The organism is Bacteroides sp. 224 (genome assembly GCF_010500995.1).
In the GTDB taxonomy this organism is placed as follows: domain Bacteria; phylum Bacteroidota; class Bacteroidia; order Bacteroidales; family Bacteroidaceae; genus Bacteroides.
In genome coordinates this window covers 1-23,323 of sequence record NZ_QVMK01000007.1, presented here as the reverse complement: position 1 = coordinate 23,323, position 23,323 = coordinate 1, and the positions used below count along the sequence as shown (strand labels likewise).

The 23,323-nt window shown below is 42.6% G+C and carries 11 protein-coding genes; 3 read left to right on the top strand and 8 right to left on the bottom strand.

Annotation, left to right across the window (positions count from 1 at the left end; genetic code table 11):
• Positions 1–24: 24 nt before the first annotated feature.
• The 4 genes from D0T60_RS05575 to D0T60_RS05560 all read right to left on the bottom strand — a co-directional run bounded on the left by D0T60_RS05575 (position 25) and on the right by D0T60_RS05560 (position 7,688).
• Positions 25–990, bottom strand: coding sequence for a dihydrodipicolinate synthase family protein (locus D0T60_RS05575; protein ID WP_370524390.1), 966 nt, complete (start codon positions 988–990; stop codon positions 25–27).
• Positions 991–1,044: 54 nt separating this feature from the next.
• Positions 1,045–3,234, bottom strand: coding sequence for an alpha-L-rhamnosidase C-terminal domain-containing protein (locus D0T60_RS05570; RefSeq protein WP_163217204.1), 2,190 nt, complete (start codon positions 3,232–3,234; stop codon positions 1,045–1,047).
• A 23-nt stretch (positions 3,235–3,257) separates the two neighbouring features.
• Positions 3,258–5,336: a glycoside hydrolase family 127 protein gene (locus tag D0T60_RS05565; RefSeq protein ID WP_163217168.1), complete on the bottom strand. Its 2,079-nt coding sequence runs from the start codon at positions 5,334–5,336 to the stop codon at positions 3,258–3,260.
• A gap of 180 nt (positions 5,337–5,516) precedes the next feature.
• The gene (locus D0T60_RS05560) at positions 5,517–7,688 is read right to left on the bottom strand and encodes an alpha-N-acetylglucosaminidase (protein ID WP_163217167.1); all 2,172 of its coding nucleotides are present in this window, start codon (positions 7,686–7,688) and stop codon (positions 5,517–5,519) included.
• Positions 7,689–7,889: 201 nt separating this feature from the next.
• On the opposite strand from D0T60_RS05560, the gene D0T60_RS05555 reads away from it, so the two are divergent.
• The 3 genes from D0T60_RS05555 (at position 7,890) to D0T60_RS05545 (ending at position 12,473) form a co-directional block, all read left to right on the top strand.
• Complete coding sequence (locus tag D0T60_RS05555) at positions 7,890–8,483, top strand: LEA type 2 family protein (RefSeq protein ID WP_239059497.1); 594 nt, start codon at positions 7,890–7,892, stop codon at positions 8,481–8,483.
• Positions 8,484–8,568: 85 nt separating this feature from the next.
• A complete protein-coding gene (locus D0T60_RS05550) occupies positions 8,569–11,004 on the top strand; it encodes a DEAD/DEAH box helicase (RefSeq protein WP_163217165.1) in 2,436 nt (811 codons plus the stop codon).
• 5 nt (positions 11,005–11,009) lie between these two features.
• On the top strand, positions 11,010–12,473 hold the full coding sequence (locus tag D0T60_RS05545) for a DUF3843 family protein (RefSeq protein ID WP_163217164.1): 1,464 nt from the start codon (positions 11,010–11,012) through the stop codon (positions 12,471–12,473).
• Positions 12,474–12,553: 80 nt separating this feature from the next.
• On the opposite strand, the gene D0T60_RS05540 is transcribed toward D0T60_RS05545, so the two are convergent.
• The 4 genes from D0T60_RS05540 to D0T60_RS05525 form a co-directional block, all read right to left on the bottom strand.
• Positions 12,554–16,405: a family 78 glycoside hydrolase catalytic domain gene (locus D0T60_RS05540; protein WP_163217163.1), complete on the bottom strand. Its 3,852-nt coding sequence runs from the start codon at positions 16,403–16,405 to the stop codon at positions 12,554–12,556.
• A 156-nt stretch (positions 16,406–16,561) separates the two neighbouring features.
• Positions 16,562–18,013: a glycoside hydrolase family 140 protein gene (locus D0T60_RS05535; protein WP_163217162.1), complete on the bottom strand. Its 1,452-nt coding sequence runs from the start codon at positions 18,011–18,013 to the stop codon at positions 16,562–16,564.
• 107 nt (positions 18,014–18,120) lie between these two features.
• Positions 18,121–20,568 carry a glycosyl hydrolase family 95 catalytic domain-containing protein gene (locus D0T60_RS05530; RefSeq protein WP_163217161.1) on the bottom strand — a complete coding sequence of 816 codons (2,448 nt, stop codon included), beginning with the start codon at positions 20,566–20,568 and terminating at the stop codon, positions 18,121–18,123.
• A gap of 79 nt (positions 20,569–20,647) precedes the next feature.
• Positions 20,648–22,975: a family 20 glycosylhydrolase gene (locus tag D0T60_RS05525; protein WP_163217160.1), complete on the bottom strand. Its 2,328-nt coding sequence runs from the start codon at positions 22,973–22,975 to the stop codon at positions 20,648–20,650.
• Between the last annotated feature and the right edge of the window lie 348 nt (positions 22,976–23,323).

Genomic DNA, 23,323 nt, shown 5'->3' with positions numbered 1-23,323 from the left:
TAATTAAATTGAAGGTTAACGGTGTTATTTCAGCATGGCTTGTATCTTATCCAATGCCTGGCGTATCTTTTCTTTTTCAGGTTCTTTGAATTTATTGAAGGGGGCAGCTAAATGGTCATTGCAAACACCAAGTAAGCCCAACGCACACTTCACCCCTTTAAGATAGCTACTACCATACTTTCCTACTGTATAGATGGTAGTGGAAATCTGCATAATGATTTGCTGTAAACGACGTACTTCCTGCAAGTCTTCTGCCGCTGCTGCATTATAGAGATCGACGTATAGTTCAGGGAACATATTGGCTCCTCCGTTAATACCTCCATAACCGCCCATCAGTACTACTTCTCCTGTAATTTCTTCGGGACCTACCAACATAGAGAAATCCGGACGATCCTTCATCGCTGTCATCACGCTTTGGAAATAGACTGCATTGGCGGAGCTATCCTTGAAACCAATCACCTTCTTGTTTTCGGCAATAGCGCGAATCGTTTCAGGAGCAAAGTTTACTTTCGTATGACTGGGCATATTGTACAGGAACAAGGGCAAAGGCAATCTGTCTGCCAAGTCCAGATAGAACTCCGCCAACTCCACCTGACTGGGTGCGTAGTAGTAAGGAGGGGCAGATACCACAGCGTCGGCACCGCAATCGGCAGCAATCTGTGCCAATTTGATGCTTTCTGTAATACTGGTATCGGAGATACATACCAGTAAAGGCAAACGTTTATTATTAATCCGACTGGTTTCTTCAATCATCTGCCGACGCACACAATAGCTGATGCTTTGTGCCTCTCCGGTGGTTCCCAAGATGAAAAGTCCGTGTACTCCGCCTTTGATGAGGCGTTCGATCAGGTTCTCAAGTCCTTTTATATCAAGGGTATCGTTGTCTAATAAGGGGGTTACTAAAGGAGGGATGATTCCTTTGAGTGGAAGCCTCTCCCCAGCCCTCTCCAAAAGAGAGGGAGAAGGGTTTGTTTTGTTAATGGTATTCATTTCTTTATTCTATTTATGCTTCTTTTTTATATTCTAAACAATATGGATTATGGGTTACTTCTTTAGTGGAGAATAAGATATACAAACCATCTCCCCTTCTCCCTCTCCTCTGGAGAGGGCTGGGGAGAGGCTTAGTCGGTATTTATTATTACCTAATGATTCTATTTGCCCCCTATTTGTTGTTGGTTGGGTTTGACTGGTAAAGTTCACATATCCTTTCCCCTCCGTAGCTTTTACCTTAATCGTTCTCTCATCCATATACACTTTGATGTCTCCATTTGGAGTGGGCACATTGCTTTCCATCCACTCCAATCCACCCAATACAGGATTGATTTCAAATTCTTTGTATCCTTCTTTAATGGGTCGAACGCCTACATAATACTTGCCTAACAGGTAAATAGGGCTGGCACCCCAAGCATGGCAAAGACTCTTTCCATACGGACGGCCATACATCGCAAGGTGCTGCGTTCCACTTTCTTCGGGATTGTATTTTTCCCAGAAAGAAGTAGCCCCCAGGCGGAGCATGCCTCCCCAATAGGCTTTCATCTCTTTCATTACTTCCTCTTGCTCGCCTAAAGCGCAAAGTGCTTCCAATTCATAGAAACGCATGTAAGGGGTAGTGATTTTGAGGATATCATCGTTTAATAATACCGATTTCTTAATGGCTTGCTTCTGATTATCATCCAGGTAATTGAAGAACACCGAGAACATATTGGAGTATCGGGTAACTGCTTCACTCTGTTTTCCATTGATACGGTTATGCACAAGAGCTTGCTTACTTTCATTCCAAAAGGCCGGTAATAATTTGCTGCGTAAATCATCTGCCAGTTTAGAATATTGAGCTGTGTCTTCTTCGTTATTTACCAGGTTAGCGCAAAGTGCCATGGTTTCCAGACTTTTACAAAGTAATACTTGTTCAAAAGAGAGTTCCCCTTTCTTATCCAGATAGCCGTCTGCCCAGTCAACAAATACCCAGTCGCCCGTCATACCTTCTACCATGCCGTTTGTGTTGGTACGCCCTAAGACATACTCCATCATGGTTTGCATACGCGGATAGATTTGAGCGACAAATGCTTTATCTCCCGAATACATATAATAATCGTAGATACTCAGGAACCAATAAAACGTATAGTCCATAATGGTATTGGAATGTCCGGTCACCGGATCTTTGCCACGAAGCAACCAAATGGTACGCTTCACAGATTCGCTATCGAAGAACAGGTAGTAGTTCATCAGGTAACTTTGAATGGCATCGCCACTCCACACCCATCGGTCGCGCTTGATGCCGTCAATAAAGAATTCGCGCGTAGTGAGATGCATGGTGTATGCTCCTATATCCCAGATGCGATTAATTTCTTCATCGTTACAACGGAATGAACCGCGATAGTTCACCGGGAGGTATTCATATAACATAGAGATACCATCCCAACTGACTGTATCGGTTTTCTGTATATATACATAACGGAAAGCTTTACTATTACTCAATGTATAGTCTCCGTTTAATTTTGTTTCTTTATTTATAGCCAGGTCGATTACCCGATTGTTTTCAATCTGTAAGCAATCCAGTGTTTCGCAATATTCTGTATCCTGTGCTTCTTCCGGGCTTTCTCCATAAAAGAGGTTGATAACTCCATTACCTTTTAATCCATGAAGTTGGATATAGCCGAAGGTTTCTTTTCCAAAATCAATGAGTTCTCCCTCTTGAATAAAAGTACTCGCTACCGGATTTTCAATACGGGTAGCCAATTGGAATTGAGATGGTTTCTGATCGGGAGTATTAAAATTCCAGTGACCGGCATCCATATAAACAGTGGCGGAAGTATCACTGGCTTTGCCACTCTCGTCAATCCATTCTTTATCTTCGAAAGTTACTTTCCAGGTAGAATCGGTATGTACTGTTTTTCCTTGAACGAATAAAGCAGGAGGCGTTGCCTGATTATATACTTTGATATTCAGGTTATGTTCGCCGGCAGGAAGGAGGAACTTTCTTGGTTCTCCGAATTGCAGTTTCCCATCCAATTTGATATTGAAACGACCTTCTACGGCTATTTCAATTTCTTCGGGAGCAGAAAGATTCAACTTTTTACTAAACTCTACCACTACATAATGGCTATCTATCTTCCAGAACGGGGGAAAGAAAGCACCGCGTTCGGTACGGCGATTATTCATTTCATTACCCAACCATATTTCATAATCACCGGGATACCAGATCCAGGTAGGTACATTCATTTCTTCAGACTTCATCTCTATATCTTTCCGGTTAGTAGTTATCTGCTTAACGGCATCCAAACTGTCATTTCTGTTTTTCCTCTATTTCCCCATGCATAGTAAGGTATCAGGCGGATGTTCACCGACTTATCTGCCTTTGATACTGCTCTGTATAAGGTGTTTTCCCAAGAATCGTTATTTGCCAAGCGGGCAGTTCCTTCCAATGCAACAACCGGGCTTCCTTGGATGGTGATCTTCTTTGGAGTCAGTTTTATGTCAGCAGGAATCAATACATCGTCAATTCGTTTACCGTTCTCTATATCTATATTTTCAAGACAGTACACCAATGGACCGCGTTTCACGGCTATCTGATTGCGTGTTTCTTCTACTAATGGGTGAGATTCCATCAGCTTCACCGGCATATCCATCACCAGTTCTACTTTATCTCCTTTCTTCCAAACACGATTGATTTCTGTATATGTATTTGCTTTTAATGAAGTGTTGATTGCTTCTCCATTTACAGTAAGCGTTGCTTTCTCGCACCATTCGGGAATACGCATAAATAAAGAGAATGCTCTCTTTTTGGGAGCAAGTTCTACGGTTAATTGCACATTTCCGTCCCACGGATAATCGGACATCTGAGTCAGTTTTACTTTATCGCCGGTAGCCAGTTTAGTTTCCAATTCGCTGCCTCCATACATATTGCACCAGATTCCTTTTTCGTTGATTGAGTAAGCATAGTTTTGCGCTTCGCAAAGTGTACGAACGGTATTGGGAGGACAACAGAAACAACTGATGTATTCTGTTCGTTCTTTAGGCCAACGCAAGGTATATGGCAAATCGGCACTGATACGTAAAGGGTTGGTATAGAAGTATTTCTTTCCATCTAAGCTGATACCACTTAAGATACTGTTATAGAAACAGTTCTCTACCAAATCGGTATACTTGGCATCTCCGCTTGTTTGGAACATCCGCCAGTTAAACAGCATATTACCAATATTCGCACATGTTTCATTATGGGCAGTGCTATTGGGTAGCTGATAAGGTCGCCCATAGCTTTGGTGTACCTTTTGAATACTGTCCGGTTGATAACAGGTTGCATCGGGTGAGGTACCATCATAAAGTGCGCCACAGGCTCCGGTGATGTACATTTTGCGGGTAACAATATCTTTCCAGATGCTTTGGAGGTTTTCCATCAAGAGGTTTTCGCCGGTTTCTGCGTACACATCCGCTACTCCGGCATACAGGTAATTGGCACGTACGGCATGTCCCATAGCTACTTTCTGATCGCGGAAAGGAACACGATCCTGATTATCATCGGTACCGTTTTCTACCATGCCGCGAATATCAATCAGGTTTTTAGATAGTTCGAGATAACGCGGATTGCGGGTTACTCTGTACATCTCTACCACACCCATGTAATGAGAGGGGCAGATAGCATTACGAGCCAGTTCGGCAGAAGCAGTTTCGTAGAAATGGCACAAGAAATCGGTTGCTTTCACTGCTACATCAAGCAATGTTCTTTTACCCGTAGCCCGATGATGAACAATGGCGGCCATCATCAGGTGACCCAAGTTATAGGTTTCAAAGTTCAGGCGGTTGGCAAAAGCTCCTTTTTCATCTTCCTCGCCAACTTTCGTTCCGATAACGGTTTGATCTTTCTTATGTGTATCGATTCCTTTGTTTCGTTCTTCAATAATAACAGGAGTATGGATATAGCCGTCTTCGCGCTGTGCTTTGGCAATATGGGTAATGACATGATCCATCAATTCGCCCAACTTTGGATCTTTATTGACAGCATATACGGCGGCCACTCCTTCCAGCCATTTGTAAACGTCTCCATCGTGGAAAGGAGGTCCCCAATGTTCGCCGGGACATACACCTGCGGCTATCTCGAAGTTACGGAAGCCGTGAGATATTTCGGGAGTATTCCATGTATTCCACATACTTAGAATAGTGGTGTTTTCAAAAACATTGAAACGATCGCCCCAGAAACCGTTTGTCCAGCGTACAGCGCCAATCTCTGTATTGGACATCTGCGAGTATTTACTCTGACTCATATCGGTGAGTCCATTGGTTTGGGCGTGGGCAGTAGCCACAAGGGTTGCGGATAGTAATAGGAGTTTTAGTGTCTTCATTATTAATTATTGGATTCTATAATTAATAGTAAGACGAATAAAGGGGGCGAGATGTACTCAACTTAACAAATGCTCTCCCCTTTTGTTTTTCTTGTTTCAAACCGGCAAACAGATTGTTTGCTACTGGCAAACTACTTGTTTGCTGGGTTGAAACTATTCGTTTGCCGGTATCTTTATATACTAATAATACTTCTCTATAATTTCCCTCACCACTTTTATGGGATCATTTTGAGCCGTATTCGGATAAGAATTCTCAGATGTTACACTATTTGCCCACTCATATTCCATTTGAAAGAACTCGGTGGCAGTGGGTACAGGTTTTTCCTCTTTTATACAATCAAAGTATGTTTTCCATCGTTTGTAATAATAATCTTTCAATAAGCCACCCCACTCGCGGTTGGAGTAATCATGCAATCCTCCTGCGTTAGCAGCCGCCAAAGGTCCCCAAGTGGTTACTTGCAAACGGGCATTCTTTTCGTATAGTTCTTTTTCCGCAAGGGTTTTTCCAAGTTTACGGGCAGAACTGATCCATTTTCCCAGCATAAAATCAGGTATGGTATTCATCAGTTCATCTTGGTCGAGAATGACTTCCAGAAAACGATCCATTAAAGCATTGCGAGCTTGAACATCGCCCGAAGTATGTGCCGTATTGATTTGTGTTAACAATCTATATGCATAATCGGCCAAACTCTGACGAGTAACATCCACCAAATCATACATATAGTTTGAATCTGATAATACATCACTCTGTGATAACAAAAGCTTGGCTGCCTCGCGCACTTCCTCCACATTATAATAAATAGCCGCTGTAGACCAGGTAGACACAGACTTTATGGTCAACGCCGGACGAGCACACAACACCGATTCGGTCACCCCATCCTGGTTTGTCGGACAGTTATAAATACCATTCAGCAATAAGTTCCATGCTTGTTCTGCTTCCGGAGAAGTATGCCCATAGCGGTATCTAACATATTCACTAATCCAGTTATTCACTTGTACTTCTGCGGGTTTCCGCCAAGCAAGTTCATAAGCCATTTCGTAAACTACGGGATTGTTCTCAATTCCTTCCATAGTAGTACCAATTCCCGTCATTGTTTCAGGATAGCGCAACTTGGCTTCGAAGAATTCTTTCATTGTTCTCTCCAACCTTCCGTGCATGCCTGTACGTCCACCGAAGTTATTCAATACGCAAAACACAAATTGGTGTCTGTTTCCTGTGGTTGTTTGTTTATAACCGTCCCATTGTGCCCATTTCTTTCTGGCATCCGAGAATAGATCGAGTACAATAAGAGTGCCCGGTTCAAGTGCGTTTAATGCCGTCTGACTTGGATTTTCCTGCCAGGACTGAATAACCCATTGAGGCGTTTTCGAGTGTTTGCTATGCTTTTTCATGGCATCATATATTGCCTGAAATGCCGCAGTAAGATTTACTCCCTTTACACTGCCTCCTTCGTGAAAGGGGTCCATGCTGTAATAATCGGAAGTACCGTACAGCTTCTGCATTTCGTCGTAGTAATATTTAGCCATTTCGTCGAAATTCTCATCTGTTGGCAGCAAGAAGCCCGGACGCTGAAATCCGCACCATTTTCCCGGATCGGATATGTTCCATCCCTTCTTGCTGTTGATATTGCTTGGCACCATGCCCGAATATCCGGCAAGAACGGGTTGCATACCCAATTCGCGCATACGGGCTACGATTTTCTTTTGCAAAGCCTCCTGTTTATCGTACCAACGATCGGGATTAGGACCTCCCCAACCTTCCAGATTATTCATCAGAAACCATGCCTGAAAGCCGGAGCCTGCAATAAATTCATTAGCCTCGGCTTTGGTATATCCCAGCTTCTTTGTCAGCACATTTCTCCATATCACTTCGGTACCGGTTAATGCAAGTGGCATATTTATTCCATGCAGGGCCATCCAGTCTATCTCTTTTTGCCAGCGCTCCCAATCCCAGAAAGCCATGGAGTAAGAATAAGTACAATAATTAAGGTAATAACGATGTTTGAGAGAAGTGCTTCGGGTTTCTTCTTTCGTAGGAAGAGGCAGTTCGACTGTTGATAAGTCTGTAGTAAGATTATTCCATGTCAGGAAAACATTTGCATAGTACTTTAAATACCAATGAATTCCGGTAGCCACAGACAGATAACTGTCGCCTACAATCTTGGGCTTTCCATTCTCTGAACTGATAGTAAAATATTCATTATTCCCGGAAGCCGGTGCAATAGCTACAATGAATCTTTTACTTGTACCCTTTCCTCCTATTCTGTTTAATAAATGATCTACAGGGTTAGCAGCCTTTAGTCCGCTAATAAGCACAATAATAAAGGTAATAAAAAAGAATATTTTTTTCATAGTTGAGTTAATTTGGAAACAAATATAACAAAAAGAAAGATTAGCTATCCGAAAACAGACTTAAAACAAGGTAGACATATATCATAATTGAGAATAAAAGCACTTTATCCACCATAAATTTACTATTTTTGCCACCCAAACGTAATATCAACATTTAATATAACTTAAAGCATGAACATTATGAAGTTTAAAACAACAATCATGACACTATTATTCGCTCTTCCTTTCTTTTTTTCAGGATGCGATACAGCCAAACAGTTAGGTAGCCAATTAGGCAGTCAATTAGGCGGCGCTTACAATGTAATCAACTGCGACTACAAATACAATTCAATCTCCAACCTTGATTTGGCAGGTATTCGCGTAAGCGAAGGATTGTCTTTGACTAATATCACCAAAGCCACCTCTCTTTTGTCTGGAAATGCCGCTTCTATTCCTTTAAACTTTACGCTCAACCTGAATGTAAATAACCCCAATCAGTCTGCTGCTTTTTTGAGCGGGTTAGACTACATCCTCAGTATCGACGGTATTCAGTTCACCACCGGTTCGCTTTCGCAAGCATTGAATGTTCCTGCAAACGGTAACAGCATCTTACCCTTAGGCATCGGTTTCGACTTAGCTACTTTACTTAAAGGCGAAAGCAAAGATGCTGCATCGGGCATTATAAAGAATTTCTTAGGAATAGGATCTCAAAAATCAAATGTTAGTTTCCAAATCAGACCAAGTTTTGCAATAGGAGGGGTATCTATTCCTTCTCCGATATATATTCCTATTGAATTTTCGTTTGGAGGGAAATAATTGTAGAAAGGGATTTCTTTTTTTCTTATATTTACAGGCTTAAAAGCTATCATTTGCCAACTAAAATGAAAAAAGTAATCCTATAATGACCCTTAAGAAAACAACAAAAGGAAGCAAAAAGTCCTTTCCCAAAAGCATTCTAACAAGTAAGCCTCATAATATGACGCTGCCGGAATGGCAAATTGCACTCAGAAAATATGCTGCCGAGAAAGAACTTTTTGCCATATCCTTTAGCAACAGAAAACTATATCCGGGTGACTATTCGGTTATCAACCCCATTACCAAACACACCTACAAGGTTGTGTACAGAGGAAACGAGGAATGGAACTATTGCTCGTGCATGGATTTCAAAACCAACCAGTTAGGCACTTGCAAGCACATAGAAGCTGTAAAGCTATGGCTTGAGGAACATAATCTGGGGATACCCGGCGAACAACTTCCGGCTTATACTTCCATGTATTTGTCTTACAAAGGAGAGCGGAGAATCAAAATCCGTATCGGCTCCGAGCACAAGGAGGAGTTCGAAAAGATTGCCGATACCTATTTTACCCCAGACGGTGAGTTTCCTATTGAGAACTTTCACCTTTTCTCCAATCTTTTAAATGATGTGGCTCCATTCAATAGCTCTTTCCGTTGCTACGATGATGCTTTCTCTTACATCATTGAACATCGCGAAAACACGCTCCGCCACCAGATGCTTCGAGCTAAATACTCCAGCGAAGAAAAGGTAGATGGTTTACTCAAAACCACTCTCTACCCCTACCAACGTAAAGGGATACTCTTCGCAGCGAAAACCGGTAAATGCATCATTGCCGACGAGATGGGGTTGGGTAAAACCATACAAGCCATCGGAACAGCAGAACTTTTAAAGAAAGAACAACTGGTACAATCGGTACTCATACTCTGCCCCACCTCACTAAAGTATCAGTGGAAAAGCGAGATTGAACGGTTTACCAACTCAGATGCCGTAGTTATTGAGGGCAACCATATACAGCGTAAAAAGCTTTACAGATCGGCTCCTTTCTATAAAATTGTATCCTACAATAGTGCTTGCAACGACCTGAAACTGATGTCGTCGCTCCATACTGATATGCTCATTATGGACGAAGCGCAACGACTAAAGAACTGGAAAACGCAAATAGCAAGAGCCACCAAACGAATTACTTCAGACTACACAGTCGTTTTATCGGGCACACCACTCGAAAACAAACTCGAAGAGCTCTACTCCATCACTCAATATGTAGACCAATACTGCCTGGGGCCTTTTTATGAATTTATGAATCGCTATACGCTTTCTTCCGAATCGGGACGAAGAAGCGGGTATCAACATCTGAATGAAATAGGTAAACGATTGGAGAATGTACTTTTACGTCGTAAGAAGAAAGAAGTAGCCCTTCAACTGCCCGAACGCATTGATAAGATTCTGTTTATGCCGATGACTCCCGAGCAACGTGAAATGCACGATGAATATCAAACAATAGTAAGTCAATTGGTGCACAAATGGCATCGGATGAAGTTCCTATCAGAAAAAGACCGCAACCGCTTGTTGCTCTCTTTAAATTTGATGCGAATGGTATGCGATAGTACATTCATTATTAACCAACAAAAACGCTACGACACCAAGATTGATGAACTCATGAATATCATCTCTAATGTGGTAGAAAGCGGAGAAGAGAAGATCGTAGTTTTCAGTCAATGGGAACGAATGGCGCGATTGGTTGCACAGGAGTTAGACAAGAAGAACATCCGGTACGAATTTTTGCATGGTGGCGTTCCTTCGCCTAAGAGAAAAGCCTTAATGGAGAACTTCACCAACGACCCGGAAAGCCGCGTTTTCATCTCAACAGATGCGGGAAGTACCGGTTTAAACCTACAAGTAGCGTCCATTCTTGTTAATCTTGATTTGCCTTGGAATCCTGCTGTGCTCGAACAGCGCATCGCACGCATTCACCGTATCGGACAACGAAGCAGTATTCAAGTACTCAACTTTGTTGCCAAAGATACCATTGAGGAGAGAATGCTATCGACACTAAACTTCAAGTCGGCCCTCTTCGAGGGTATTCTGGATAATGGAGCCGATTCTGTTTTCTTAGAAGAAAGCAAGTTCGATAAGTTAATGCACGTGGTAGAAGATTTAACCGAATCGCCCTCGGCAGAGACACCCGCTAAAGAAAAAGCCATCTTAGAGATGGACGACATGGAGATGCCGGAGGAAGCCAAACAACCAGTTGCCGACAAAGAAAAAGAAACCATTCAAGCTGTAAATGAAGGGGCTACAACTACTGTTGCAACAGATTCCTCGGCCGCCTCTCCTCAACAACTGATAGCACAAGGAATGAACTTCTTCTCCGAACTGTCTCAAACTCTTTCTTCGCCCGAGAAAACCCAACAGCTTGTTTCATCTATTATAGAAGAAGACAAGGAAACCGGGCAAACAGTACTCAAAATTCCTGTTAAGGATAAAGATACTGTGATGAACGTCTTTAATCTCCTCGGGAAATTACTAAATCAAAACAAATAAAAACCATGAAAAATATCACTCTTGCAGATTGGAAATCCTTTCATCCGGATATCGTGGAAACAGAATCCAGCGATTATTACTATGTTAAAGTAGCCAATAAGTTATATGATAGTTGGAAGTTCTCTCTGATGTATAGAGAACTGCCCAACTACCTTCGTCTCCTGATTACCTTGCAGGTAACTGCTTATTTCGAAGATATCATATCCGGATTCTGTTTATGGCAATCTTTCACCAAGAATCACAAAAAGAGATATGGAAGTTACTTGCCCTTTTATACCATTCGCGAAGGTGAATACTATACCGATGAAATCAATCTTCAGGACATCAATTTTCTGATATGGAGTGTGATGCAACGGGATATGATAGATGAGAGGATTATCAATCCGGAAAATCCGGGCATTCAGGATTTGGCTATCCGGTTCTATGAAATATTGGATAACGAATTTGAGAAGGCCCCTATCAATACCGCATTTCTGGACTGCATCCGCAAAGAAGATTATTTTACCGACTTCTTCAAGTTTAAGGAGTTAGCCGACTGGTTTTATATGGATTCTTACTTATTAACGAATGACAGTGCCTCCATTTATGAACAACAAACAGACTTTGACAATGAAGATTATAATTGCAGCCGTTCTCAACTTCTCTATGCCATTCGTTCGAACCTTATATTCAACTTCAAGACAGGTCCTTTAGCCCTGCCCATGAAAGAGTGGCTATCCAATTGGCTCGAAGAAATTGGTATGACCGAAGAAGCTGCCGTTGTAAAGGAGATAGAATCAGTATCTAATAGCCTCTTCCAGTTAATTAGTACAGATGACACTTATCTTCATATTAAAGACACCAAAGAAAACACCTATAAAGTATTACGTTCATCTCTTGGAGAGGAACATCCTAAAAATCGTTCAGAGTTAATAGCCTCATTGGTAAAGTTTGATAACGAATGGCACGTCAACGGAGCAGCTATCTGGCTATCTAAAGGAAAATATGCCGAAGAGAAAGAAAATGAAGCATCCTTAAAAGAAGATTTCAACATTGCCAACGAAAAACTTTTAAAGGCTACAAACAATTATCCACTGGCTTATTTCAAAGACGAAGCTGAATTAAACCAATGGCTGTCGAAAGCTTTCGAAATAAACCAAGCCAGCAATAACACATCTGAACTTAAAGGAAAAGAAGGTATTGTCACCTTTATTGAGTCCGGAAAAAGTTTAGCCGTAATGCCCGAGTTAGCCTTTTTGATTAAGGATGAAAGGAACCCTTATTATGATCAGAAAAAGGCTAAAGACCAAGCCATTTCTGCCCTTATAGGAAACTATCCTTGTAGTGCCAAAATGGTTAAGTTCCTACTCGAAAACAACATGCTACCGGATGCTATGATCAACTCTTTGCAAGGAGAAAAAAGAGGATTGGAACTTGTACAGAATAATAAGGAGTTTATGGCGAGGTTCTTTATGTTGGAGAGGTGGTGAGAGAAGAATAAATAGGGGAAGAGGGAGGGAGGAGTTACCTCCTCTTCCCAAAGAAATATCGCGTTAAAAACATCCCCCTCTCACAGCTTTATTCCTGCATATTTAATCCGCTGCCTCCTCCATGTATATACCACATGCACCGTTCCATCTTTCCCTTGAATCATAGACGGATAAGAATACTGGCTAATCGGGCTATCCTCCAAAGTCAGCACCTGTTTCCAATTTACACCATCCTCTGAGACAGCAATATTTAAAGGAGTTCTTGGTCCCTTGGGAGTGCCGGGAAGTGTGCGGAAGTTATTATAAACCAGTAGATGGCGACCATCTTTCAATGTTACCGCATCCGTTCCGGAGTTGTTGTTTGGTACATTGCTTAAAGTAACTTTACTCCAGGTTTCTCCATTGTCGCTGCTCCAACTGGTAGCTAAATAACCGTTTCGGGTACGTGCCAATACTTGCAATCTGCCATCTTTATGTTTTAAGATGCTTGGTTGAATGGCGTATATATAATATTTCTTCTGTTCTTTTATGGCTTCTCCGGCTTCCTGATCATCTTTATTCTCGGCGGGTTGAGTGCCTTGCATCTGAGTTAATACGGCTTCTTCGGCAGGGATGGGACCTACCTTGCGCCAGGTTTTGCCTAAATCATCGGATATCTCAAAATGCAATCGCCATCCTCCGGAACCTTCTGTGCTGGAAGGACAAATGATACGGCCGTTGATGAATTCGGGTTTATTCTTTACAGGACCTAAGAAACCGTCGGGTAGTTGTTCGGGTTTACTCCAGGTTTTTCCACCATCTCTACTGCGAACTAAATGACCTGTCCAATCGGATACTTTGGTACCTATCTTATAGAATAAAAGTAATTCTCCTTTAGGCAACTGAAAAAGCACGGGATTCCAACAAGCCTTTCGCGGCAACGGCGGCAACGTGCCGCTGCGGGGTTCTCCTGCGGAATCAAGTATACCATTCGCTACTTCCACAGGCGCCGTCCATGTGTTTTTCCCTTTCTCTTTGCGGCAAGCCCAGATTACACAATCAGGATTTCTTTCTTTGGTTCCACCGAAGAATGCGGCAACTAAATCCCCCTTGGTAGTCTCAGCAATGGTGGCGGCATGGCATTCGGGGAAGGAGGCCTGTTCGTAAAGGAATTCATCGCTTACAATGGCTTTATCACGAGTAGGAATGTCTACCTTATATTGATAAGAGCCCGAACCTATCTGCTCTATCTTTCCGTTGGGAAGATGCACCTCTGCTGTTGTATTAGCGGGAACGGTAATGTTCCATTCCAGATGCATAGGGGTTTTAGTCCATTTGCTGATTGCTTTTCCATAAGGGGTTTCGTAGCTTACATCCACTTTACTGAGTTCTTGAATCTCAAAGTCAGGGCGGAAGATAATGTGCTTGAAGCCCACTTTCTCGCGACTACTCCGAATACCTCCCAGGTGCTCATAACACCATGATATTAAGTCCCCCAGCAACATCACATGGTTGCCGCTGTTCATTTCGGGGTTTGCGGTGTTTCCATTCCACAATTCCCAGATGGTGGTGGCTCCCTGCTCAACCATATATCCCCAGCTTGGGTACTTTTTATTGGTGGCCAGCAGATAAGCAATATCGGCACGTCCCATGTTGCTTAGTCCATGCATCAGCCATTGGGTACCGATGACACCGGTACTTATTTGTCCCTTGTTGGTGGTGATAATGGCAGCAATGATATTCTTTTGTACTTCTTCTATATATTCATCGGGCACTAATCCGAAGGCTAAGGGAAGCAGGTTGGCTGTTACCGTATTATTTCCGTAGTAAATGCTATCAGGGAATAAAAGATGTTCCGGAACAAGTGAAGTGCCTTTCTTTATAGTAAGGAACTTGTGATTGAAAGCAGACTTCATTTGTTGGCGCAGTGCACGGAATTGGTTAGCATCTTCCTTAAAGTTTTGAAGTTCTGCAAAGCGTGTCATAAGTTCCAGTACTTTACAGCTATATGCGGTGGCAATTAATGCACCATCTGTTTTGCGTTGAGGGTCTTTGCTGTGAATCATTTCCAAAGATTCGGGCGGCACACACCAGTCTCCGTATTTATCTTTGGTGATGATGTATTCACTTGTCATGTACTCTTTACATATATGATTCAACCATTTTTTGATGGCAGGATAGTTCTTTACAATTGGGGTTATGTTGCCGAACTGGGTGTAAATCATTTCACAATCCAACGGAAGGGTGGATGGCCAAGTCATGTTATCGGAGTAGTAATTCCAGTAAGCGGGGGCTACGTCGGGGATACAGCCGTCTTCCCGTTGTGCTTCGCGAATATCGTCCATCCATTTAGCATACAAATTGGCACAATCGAAGATAAAGCTTTCTCCTAAGGCTCCCATGGCGTGATCTCCTAACCAGGGTTGGCGTTCGTTCCGTTGGGGACAGTCTACGGGCATTCCTTTGTAGTTACCCAGAATACCCCAATAGGCATTCTTATAGATTTGGTTGAGGGTGGTATTAGAGCACTCAAAAGAACCGATTACATCCATTTCATCGCTAACGACTTCGCCAATGAAGTCTGTTAAAGCTGGATTCTTATATCCGCTTATTTCTACATAGCGGAATCCATGATAAACAAAACGGGGTGCCCAATCTGTGCCGACTTCATCACCACGAACGACATAGACATCTGTTACACGGGCATCGCGCAGGTTACGTACATAAAGTTCGCCATTTTCTTGCAATAACTCACCGAAACGCAGGCGGATGCTATCGCCAGATGCTCCTTTTACTTTCATACGTATCCAACCCGCCATGTTCTGCCCCATGTCCATGATGTACTTATCGCCTATTTTTTTAATGGAAACAGGTTTCACTTTGGCCATTACTTTCATATTGGGAGTTATTCCTGCTCTTAAAGTTCCGGCGGGTATTCCTACGCGTTCGGCGGGTTTCCAGGAAGAATCGTCGTAACCGACGGTTGTCCATCCTTTTAGTTCTTTGCGGGCATCGTATTCTTCACCGTCATATTCATTATTGGTACGGATAGGGCCATCGGCTGTTAAACGCCAATTGGTATCGCTCGCAATGGTTTCTCTGGAGCCATCGGTATATTCCACAATCAGGTTTAACCGCATTTTGGGATAACCGAAATTGGGTATTTTATAGGGTTTATAATCTTGTCGCATGGTATAAAAGCGACCATTGCCCAGGGTAACGCCGATGGCGTTTTCTCCTTTCAGGAAAGAGGTAACATCGAAACTGTTGTAGGTAATGGTTTTCCGATAATCGGTAGGAACGGGCGCCAACACCTGCTCTCCTACCCTTTCGCCATTGATGAATAGTTCATAGAGTCCCATTCCTGCAATGTGAACAGTGGCTTGTTTGATTTGTTTAGCTAACTTAAATTCATGGCGTAAGTAACGGGCACTTAAACGACTCCATTGGGTTTCGCTATCCCAGGGGGCAGGACGTTCCATACCTATCCAGCGACCTTTCCAATGAGTTTCTCCCAATGGGCCCATGCTCCAGAAAGCTTGTTCGCTCCAGTTTGATTCTCCCTGGGTGGTATATACTTTCACTTTCCAGTAGCAACGAAGATTACTCTTTAGAGCTTTTCCCAAATAAGGAACCAAATGAGAGGCATCCGAAGATACTTTACCGGAATCCCAAAGGTCACCTTCATTATTTGCCAACTTTTCCGGAGTAGAAGAAACCAGAATATGATAGGCGGTTTGCATCACGTTCTGTCGGTCGGAAGAGATTTTCCAGCTCAGTCGAGGAGTTTCCGTATCAATTCCTATGGGGTTGGTTAATTGTTCTGTCCGCAGAGAAGTTACTGACAGCCTCTCCCCGCCCCTCTCCAAAGGAGAGGGAGAAGAACTATGTAGGTGGAGAGGAAAAAGGAAAAGGAATAATCCTAATAAGATATTTATTTTATTTGTATCCATCTGTCAAAACATTTATTTTACTGAGAATGTATCAAAAGTCCCAATTAATGATAAAATACGATTTGAACACAGAGACACGGAGGCACAAAGTCTCTCATTTTTAATGAGTTAAATTCTCTGTGCCTTTGTGTCTCTGTGTTCAAATCATAAATAATATCATTTTGACACACCCTCCTGGGGAGAGGCTAAAAGTTCTTTCTGCTCTTTCTGTATATAATCCTTAGAAGCATCTACTGCAATCAACACTTGGTCGTTACCACTTATGTATCCGCTATCGTGTTGGAAAGTTGTTGTTTTATTATCGAACTCGCCTACATAAGTAAGTTTACCGTCTTTTGCACTGAACCACCATACGTTCTTTTTGGCTCCGCTTATTTTGCTTAAATCGATTTGCATGGGTCGACCTGTATAATTGTAAATCATCAGGTAATCTTTGCCGCGGGTGGCAATGGCACGGTCGTAACGTTCTCCGTTGGTGCCTATTATGATGCTTTGATCGGGTACTCTTTCAAAATAAGGGAAGGAAAGCATTAGGTTTTTGATGTATTTCATCTGATTAAAACCCGGGTCTTTCAATGCATCGTACCAGGGAGTGGTTGCACCATAAGCGGCTCCTACCCCGGGGCGAATAAATTGCATAATAGAATTGTGACCGTAGGTATGACCGAATGATCCGGCAAATACCGACCAATAGGCATAGCGGCGTACATCTCCGTCGTGCCAGCGGGTTTCATTCGGATCGTGCAAGCCTTGTGGGATATCTTCATAGATGGGTTCGCCATCAATTACAGGTTTCAGTGGTTTCATGGCGATGCTACGTTCTACAAAACGCCAGTTGTCTTCTTCGGTATTTTCTTCGATGGGATAATCTCCGTCTCCCTTTCGTTGTCCGTATCTACGGTGTCCGCTTTGGAACATATTAAAATCTAACCACTCAGCATCGTTAAACCACATAGCAGAAGTAGTTCTTCCGCGTGGGTGGAAGGTCATGAGGTGGTTTTTATCAATGGCACGAATGCTTTTTGCCAATGCTTCCCAAACATCTGTTTTTACGTCTCCGCGAATATCACCTCCGATAAACCAGATTACATTGGGATCTTCTTTGTAACGTTCAGCCAAGAACTTACCATAAGCCTGTGCTTGCTTTACATCCATATCGCCACGACCTACGGGACTTCCCCAAATACAAACCATACCAATGTAGATTCCTTTTTTAGCTGCGGTCTTTATGATGTAGTCCATGTGATCCCAATAGCCGTAAACTCCTTTTCGGTTAATGTCTTTAAAGTTGTATCCGTCGATGTGGGAATACTGTCCGTAGATATTCATAGAAGGAACATTGTTTAATGTTTGCACTTGTACAACGTTGTATCCTGCGCGTTTACATTGTTCCAGGTAGAACTCGGCTTCATCCCGGTTCAGTCGTTGGGGAAGTAGCCAGCCGGTTTCTCCCAACCAGAAGAAAGGGGTGCCGTCTTCATGTTTCAGGTAGCGACCTTCTTCGGATACTTTGAGTTTACCATGTGACCAGGGGATGTAGTTCTGGGCTACAGCCTCACCCATCCATATTGCGATAAGCAATAAAAGGAATAATTTAAACTTTCTCATGAACTATTTTTTTTAGATTTATTTCTTGGCTTGGGATGTAAACTTATCAGTCTACACAAGTCCCTGAAGGGGGTTGAACCCACTTCGGGGTTCGTAGCAAGTTATCATCATTTTTTTCCGATTACTACATATTCCTTACCCGCTTCTGTTTTTAAGTCATACAGATAGGTTTTCTTTAGCTCTACTTTATTCAGCTTAGCCTTTTCGTTAATTATTGGTTGAGGAATAGAAGGAATTTCATACAATTCATTCGGGTTTTTACCGGTTGCTGATTTTAGCCCTTTGCCAGTTAATGGTGTTAAGGAACGTAAGCGACAGTTTCCTCCTTTACGGGATTTCACTACTAATCGGCTCACTTTACCATTTTTCCAACTTAAATCCATTTCAAAACCTCCGCGGGCAATAATGCCTTTAACTTCTCCTTCTTTCCACAAGGAAGGAAGAGCAGGAAGGAGGTAGATAAACCCATCGTGACTCTGCATTAACATCTCAACTATTCCTGCCGCACAGCCAAAGTTTCCATCAATCTGAAAGGGAGGATGGGCGTCGAACAAGTTGGGGTATGTTCCACCCTTTTTCTTTTCATTGCGTACAAGGGTTAGCTGATCGGTTATCAGTTTATAGGCATGATCTCCATCAAGTAAACGAGCCCACAGACATACTTTCCATCCCATAGACCATCCTGTAGATGGGTCGCCACGGGCGATTAATGAAGTGCGAGCAGCATCGAAGAGTTCGGGAGTACGAAAAGGGGAAATCTGATTGCTTGGAAACAATCCGTATAGGTGAGAGACATGGCGGTGTTTATCTTCCGGGTTATCCCAATCGAACATCCATTCCTGTAGTTGCCCCCAGTGTCCGACTTGCATCGGCGCCATTTCGGTCAGTCGCTTTTCGAGACGATCGGCAAACTCTTTATCGGTATTTAGTAAACGGGCGGTGGCGATAATGGAATTCCATAAATCAAATATCAATTGATTATCCATAGTGCATCCGCCTGCTGTGGTTGCCTTTCCGCCACTACCTGCATGGGTATTCTCGGGAGAGTTACTGGGGCATACTACCAACCAGCCATGTACCGGTTCAACCACCATGGTTTCATCAAAGAAGCGTCCTGCTTCCTTCAAAATCGGATAGGCAGAACGAAGAAATTCTATATCTCCGGTGTATAAATAACGTTCCCACAAGTGACGGCAAAGCCAGGCACCGCCCGTAGGCCACATTCCTGAGGGGGCTCTGTCTAATGCTCCTGTAATACGCCAGATATCTGTATTATGGTGCAACACCCAGCCATTGGCACCGTACATTATTTGGGCGGTTTCTTTTCCTGTTTCACTGACTTCACGCGTCATGCGTAACAAAGGTTCATGTAGTTCGCTCAAATTGGTTACCTCGGCAGGCCAATAGTTCATTTCCGTATTGATGTTGCAAGTGTATTTGCTATCCCAGGAAGGGAGAAGTTTATCGTTCCAGATTCCTTGTAAGTTGGCAGGTTGCCCTTTCGGTTGGGAAGAACAGATCAATAGGTAACGACCGAACTGAAAATAAAGAGCAACTAAATGGGCATCTTTTGTTTCTTTAAAGTTCTGCACACGCATATCGGTGGTTACATTGGCATAGTTATCTTCTCCTAAATAGAGAGAAACTCTATCCATGTAATTCTTATAGAAAGCCACGTGCGCCTGCTTTGACTGTTCGTAATTCTTAGTCAACGCATTTTCTAAATAGTTGTGTGCACGTTCTACCTGATTTCCTGTAATGTCTTTATAATTATTGAAGTTAGTAGCAATGGATACATATAAGGTTGCTTCATCTGCATGCTCAACAGAAACCACCCCATCAGCAACGGTTACTTTTCCTCCTCGATTTGTAGCAGCCAAGCATCCTTGAAATTCCACTTTGCCTTTTAACCTTTCATGGATAGACGAAACACCTGAAAGAGTGATGCAGTTCTTCTCGGTTTCAATCATTACATCCTGGTGAGGAGAAGTAAGAACGGCATTACACGTTATCTTCCCGGGTTGATCGGCTGTTAACCGTACCGTTACCACCTGATCGGTAAAAGAAGTGATGGTTTCGCGCCGATAAGTCACTCCATCCACCTTGTAAGTGACTATAGCACGAGCAGAATCTAAGCTAAGTTCCCTGTAATAGTCAGTGTAACGGGTATGTCCGGGAAAAGAAATCCGCAAGTCTCCAAAAGGTTGGTAGGGCATTCCAAAGTTAGTCTTGGCCATTACCTTCTCAGTGGCCAGCGTCTGAGCTTCGAGATATTTACCCTCAAAAACCAGTTGGCGAACTTTGGGAATGTATTCCAACGCATTTGGATTAGCGTTGTTATTGGGTTGACCTGCCCAAATGGTTTCTTCATTCAACTGAACTTGTTCCATGCCCGGATTTCCATAAACCATGGCACCCAATCTGCCATTACCTAATGGCAAGGCTTCTGTCCAAACCTGCGCAGGGCGATCATACCATAATTTATAGGTTGACTGCGCCTGAAGGGCAAGCCCTGCGAGTAGGAGGATTCCTGAAAAGAGTATTTTTCTGGTCATTATTGATGTGGATTTTGATTGATTACACACTTGCTTTCAATAAAAGACGAATTAAGGTGTTTTTTGTAATCAATCAAAATCAATCCACTACAATCTCATCCAAGAAGATAAAAGGCGAAGATCCTTTTCCGAAATGCCATTCGGGGATACGATCTGTCTTCTTTACCTTCACTCGTACATAACGAGATTCTACGGGTTCGAATTGAAGGGTGAGTTTTTCCATTCCGTCTTTGTTTCCTTCCAAAACAGGATAAGATTCGGAGGCTATTGTTTTATAGTCTTCACCATCTGCAGAAACAGCAATTTCTAAGCCGGTGGCACCAAACACCCAATCATTGGTGGCGATGTAGGTACTTACTTCCACTGTAGAGAAGGTTGTATTCTCCTGCAAATCTATAAATGCATCAATATCTCCGCGGGTAAAACCAATCCAATGACCATCTTTATAACTGTATTCATTACCGGGAATACCATCGACCAATGCATCTGCTCCTCCAAATGTATAAGAGCGGTTTGGCACTACGCTTAATGTTATTGGTTTGGCTGTCGACTTACCAAAACGGAAAGATTCCGAATACATGGGAGTTTCTATTTTATCACGGATAGCCAGGGCATTTACTTGTGTAGATTGACTGATAATCAGTGGCTCTGTATATAGCTTACTCGTTTTTGTAGGTGTGCTACCATCTAATGTATAATAAATAGAAGCATTATCTATGGTAGAGAAGCTCAACTTAATTTCTCTTTTTTCTTTATCCGCCACAGCTTCCGAAGCTATATCATAAACAGAAGTAGCATAGTTATAACCTGCTTTGGTATAAAAATCCAGCATGCGGGGAAGACGCTCCATAAAAGATTTATAATCTTTCTTTGCAGAAGAAGTCCATTGTACTTCGGCCAATGCATCCATACGAGGTAATATCATGTACTCGACCAAAGAATCTTTAGAGAAATAAGAAGTCCAAAGATTGGCTTGTACACCTAAAATGCGGGTTGCTTCTTCCTGAGTTAGCGTACTATCAATGGGCTCAAAGGCATACACTTTTTCCAGAGGGATATAACCTCCAAAGGCCAAAGGAGCTTCGTTAGTATTTAAGGTTTGATAGTAATCGAAATACATGGGGTTCACAGGACTGAGAATCGCTTTATTGCCTTGCTTGATGGCAGCAACACCTCCCTTTACACCTCGCCAAGACATAACAGTGGCATTCGATGGCAAACCACCTTCCAGTATTTCGTCCCAACCTATAATTTGTCTGCCTTTTGCATTCAAAAACTCTTCTACATAAGAAATCATAAAGCTTTGCAGCCCTTCTTCGGCTGTATGTGCTTTATTGGATGTTAATCCCAAAGCTTTAATTTTCTGTTGGCATTTAGGGCATTTCCTCCAACTAACTTTAGGACATTCATCACCTCCTACATGAATGTATTCTGAGGGGAAAATATCTATAATCTCGGTAAACACTCCTTCTAAGAAGGTTAGTACTTCGTCGTTTCCGGCGCATAAAACATCATCTGAAATTCCCCATTCTGTACCTACTTCATAAGCTCTGCCTGTACAGCCTAAATGAGGATAAGAAGCTAAAGCAGCTGTCATGTGCCCGGGTAAATCTACTTCGGGGATAACAGTAATAAAACGATCTTTGGCATAAGCAACGATTTCGCGTGCTTCTTCCTGTGTATAGAAGCCACCATGAGGTATGCCATCATACTTCCCTGAATTTCGTCCGATAACAGTTTCCTTGCGGTGAGAACCTACTTCGGTTAAGAGAGGATATTTTTTAATTTCAATGCGCCAGCCTTGATCATCTGTTAAATGCCAATGGAAACGGTTGATATTATGAATAGCCAGAAGATCGATGTACTTCTTCACAAAATCAACAGGGAAAAAGTGACGGGCCACATCCAGCATCATACCACGATAAGCAAAACGAGGATAATCAACGATAGATACCGAAGGGAACTCTATTTTCTTTCCTGCAGAATTTACATTAATCGATTTCCGCAATGTTTGCACTCCATAAAAGGCTCCTGCGGCAGTTGCTCCATTAATAGTTATTTTATCATTATCCACAGATAATGTATAAGCTTCTTTGTTTTCATGCTCGAAAGTATCATTTAGTACAATGAATGCCCCCTCTGTAGGTTGCTCCGTAGTGATGGCAAGTTCGATATTTGTTGAAAAACGAATATATTCAACCAGGAATTCGGCGATACGTTTCAGTTCTTCATTACCTGTAGGATAAACTACTTTCACCTGATCTTCCAGTATAAAGGAGGCTCCTTCACCCCTCATAATTTCCTGAGGCAATGGAATAACTTGATAGTTGGCTGTTTCAGTTTGCGAACAAGATAGCAAGGTTACAATTACCAATAAGCTACTAAGCAGCATTTTCGTTTTCTTCATATTCTTTGTTTCAATTAAATGATGATAAAGGTAGTGCAAAGATAACGTCAACTAACCGTTTTTACCCCATCTTAGTTGAACAAATTTCCCCACGACATATTTCTGATTACTTTAGCAAGATTTCGCCACGGCCGTAACAAGATTTTGCTGCGGCCGCAAGAAGATACTGCCACGGCCATGGCAAGATTTGGGCACGGCCGTGACAAAACTTTGCCGCGGCCGTGGCAAAACCTGGCATGCCGGACATCAGTAACCATTCGGTGTCGTACATCCCTTCTGATTTTTATATTAAAAGAAACCGCCCATGCTTGGATTAAGCCTGAGCGGTTTCTTCTTTCTTGTTCCTAT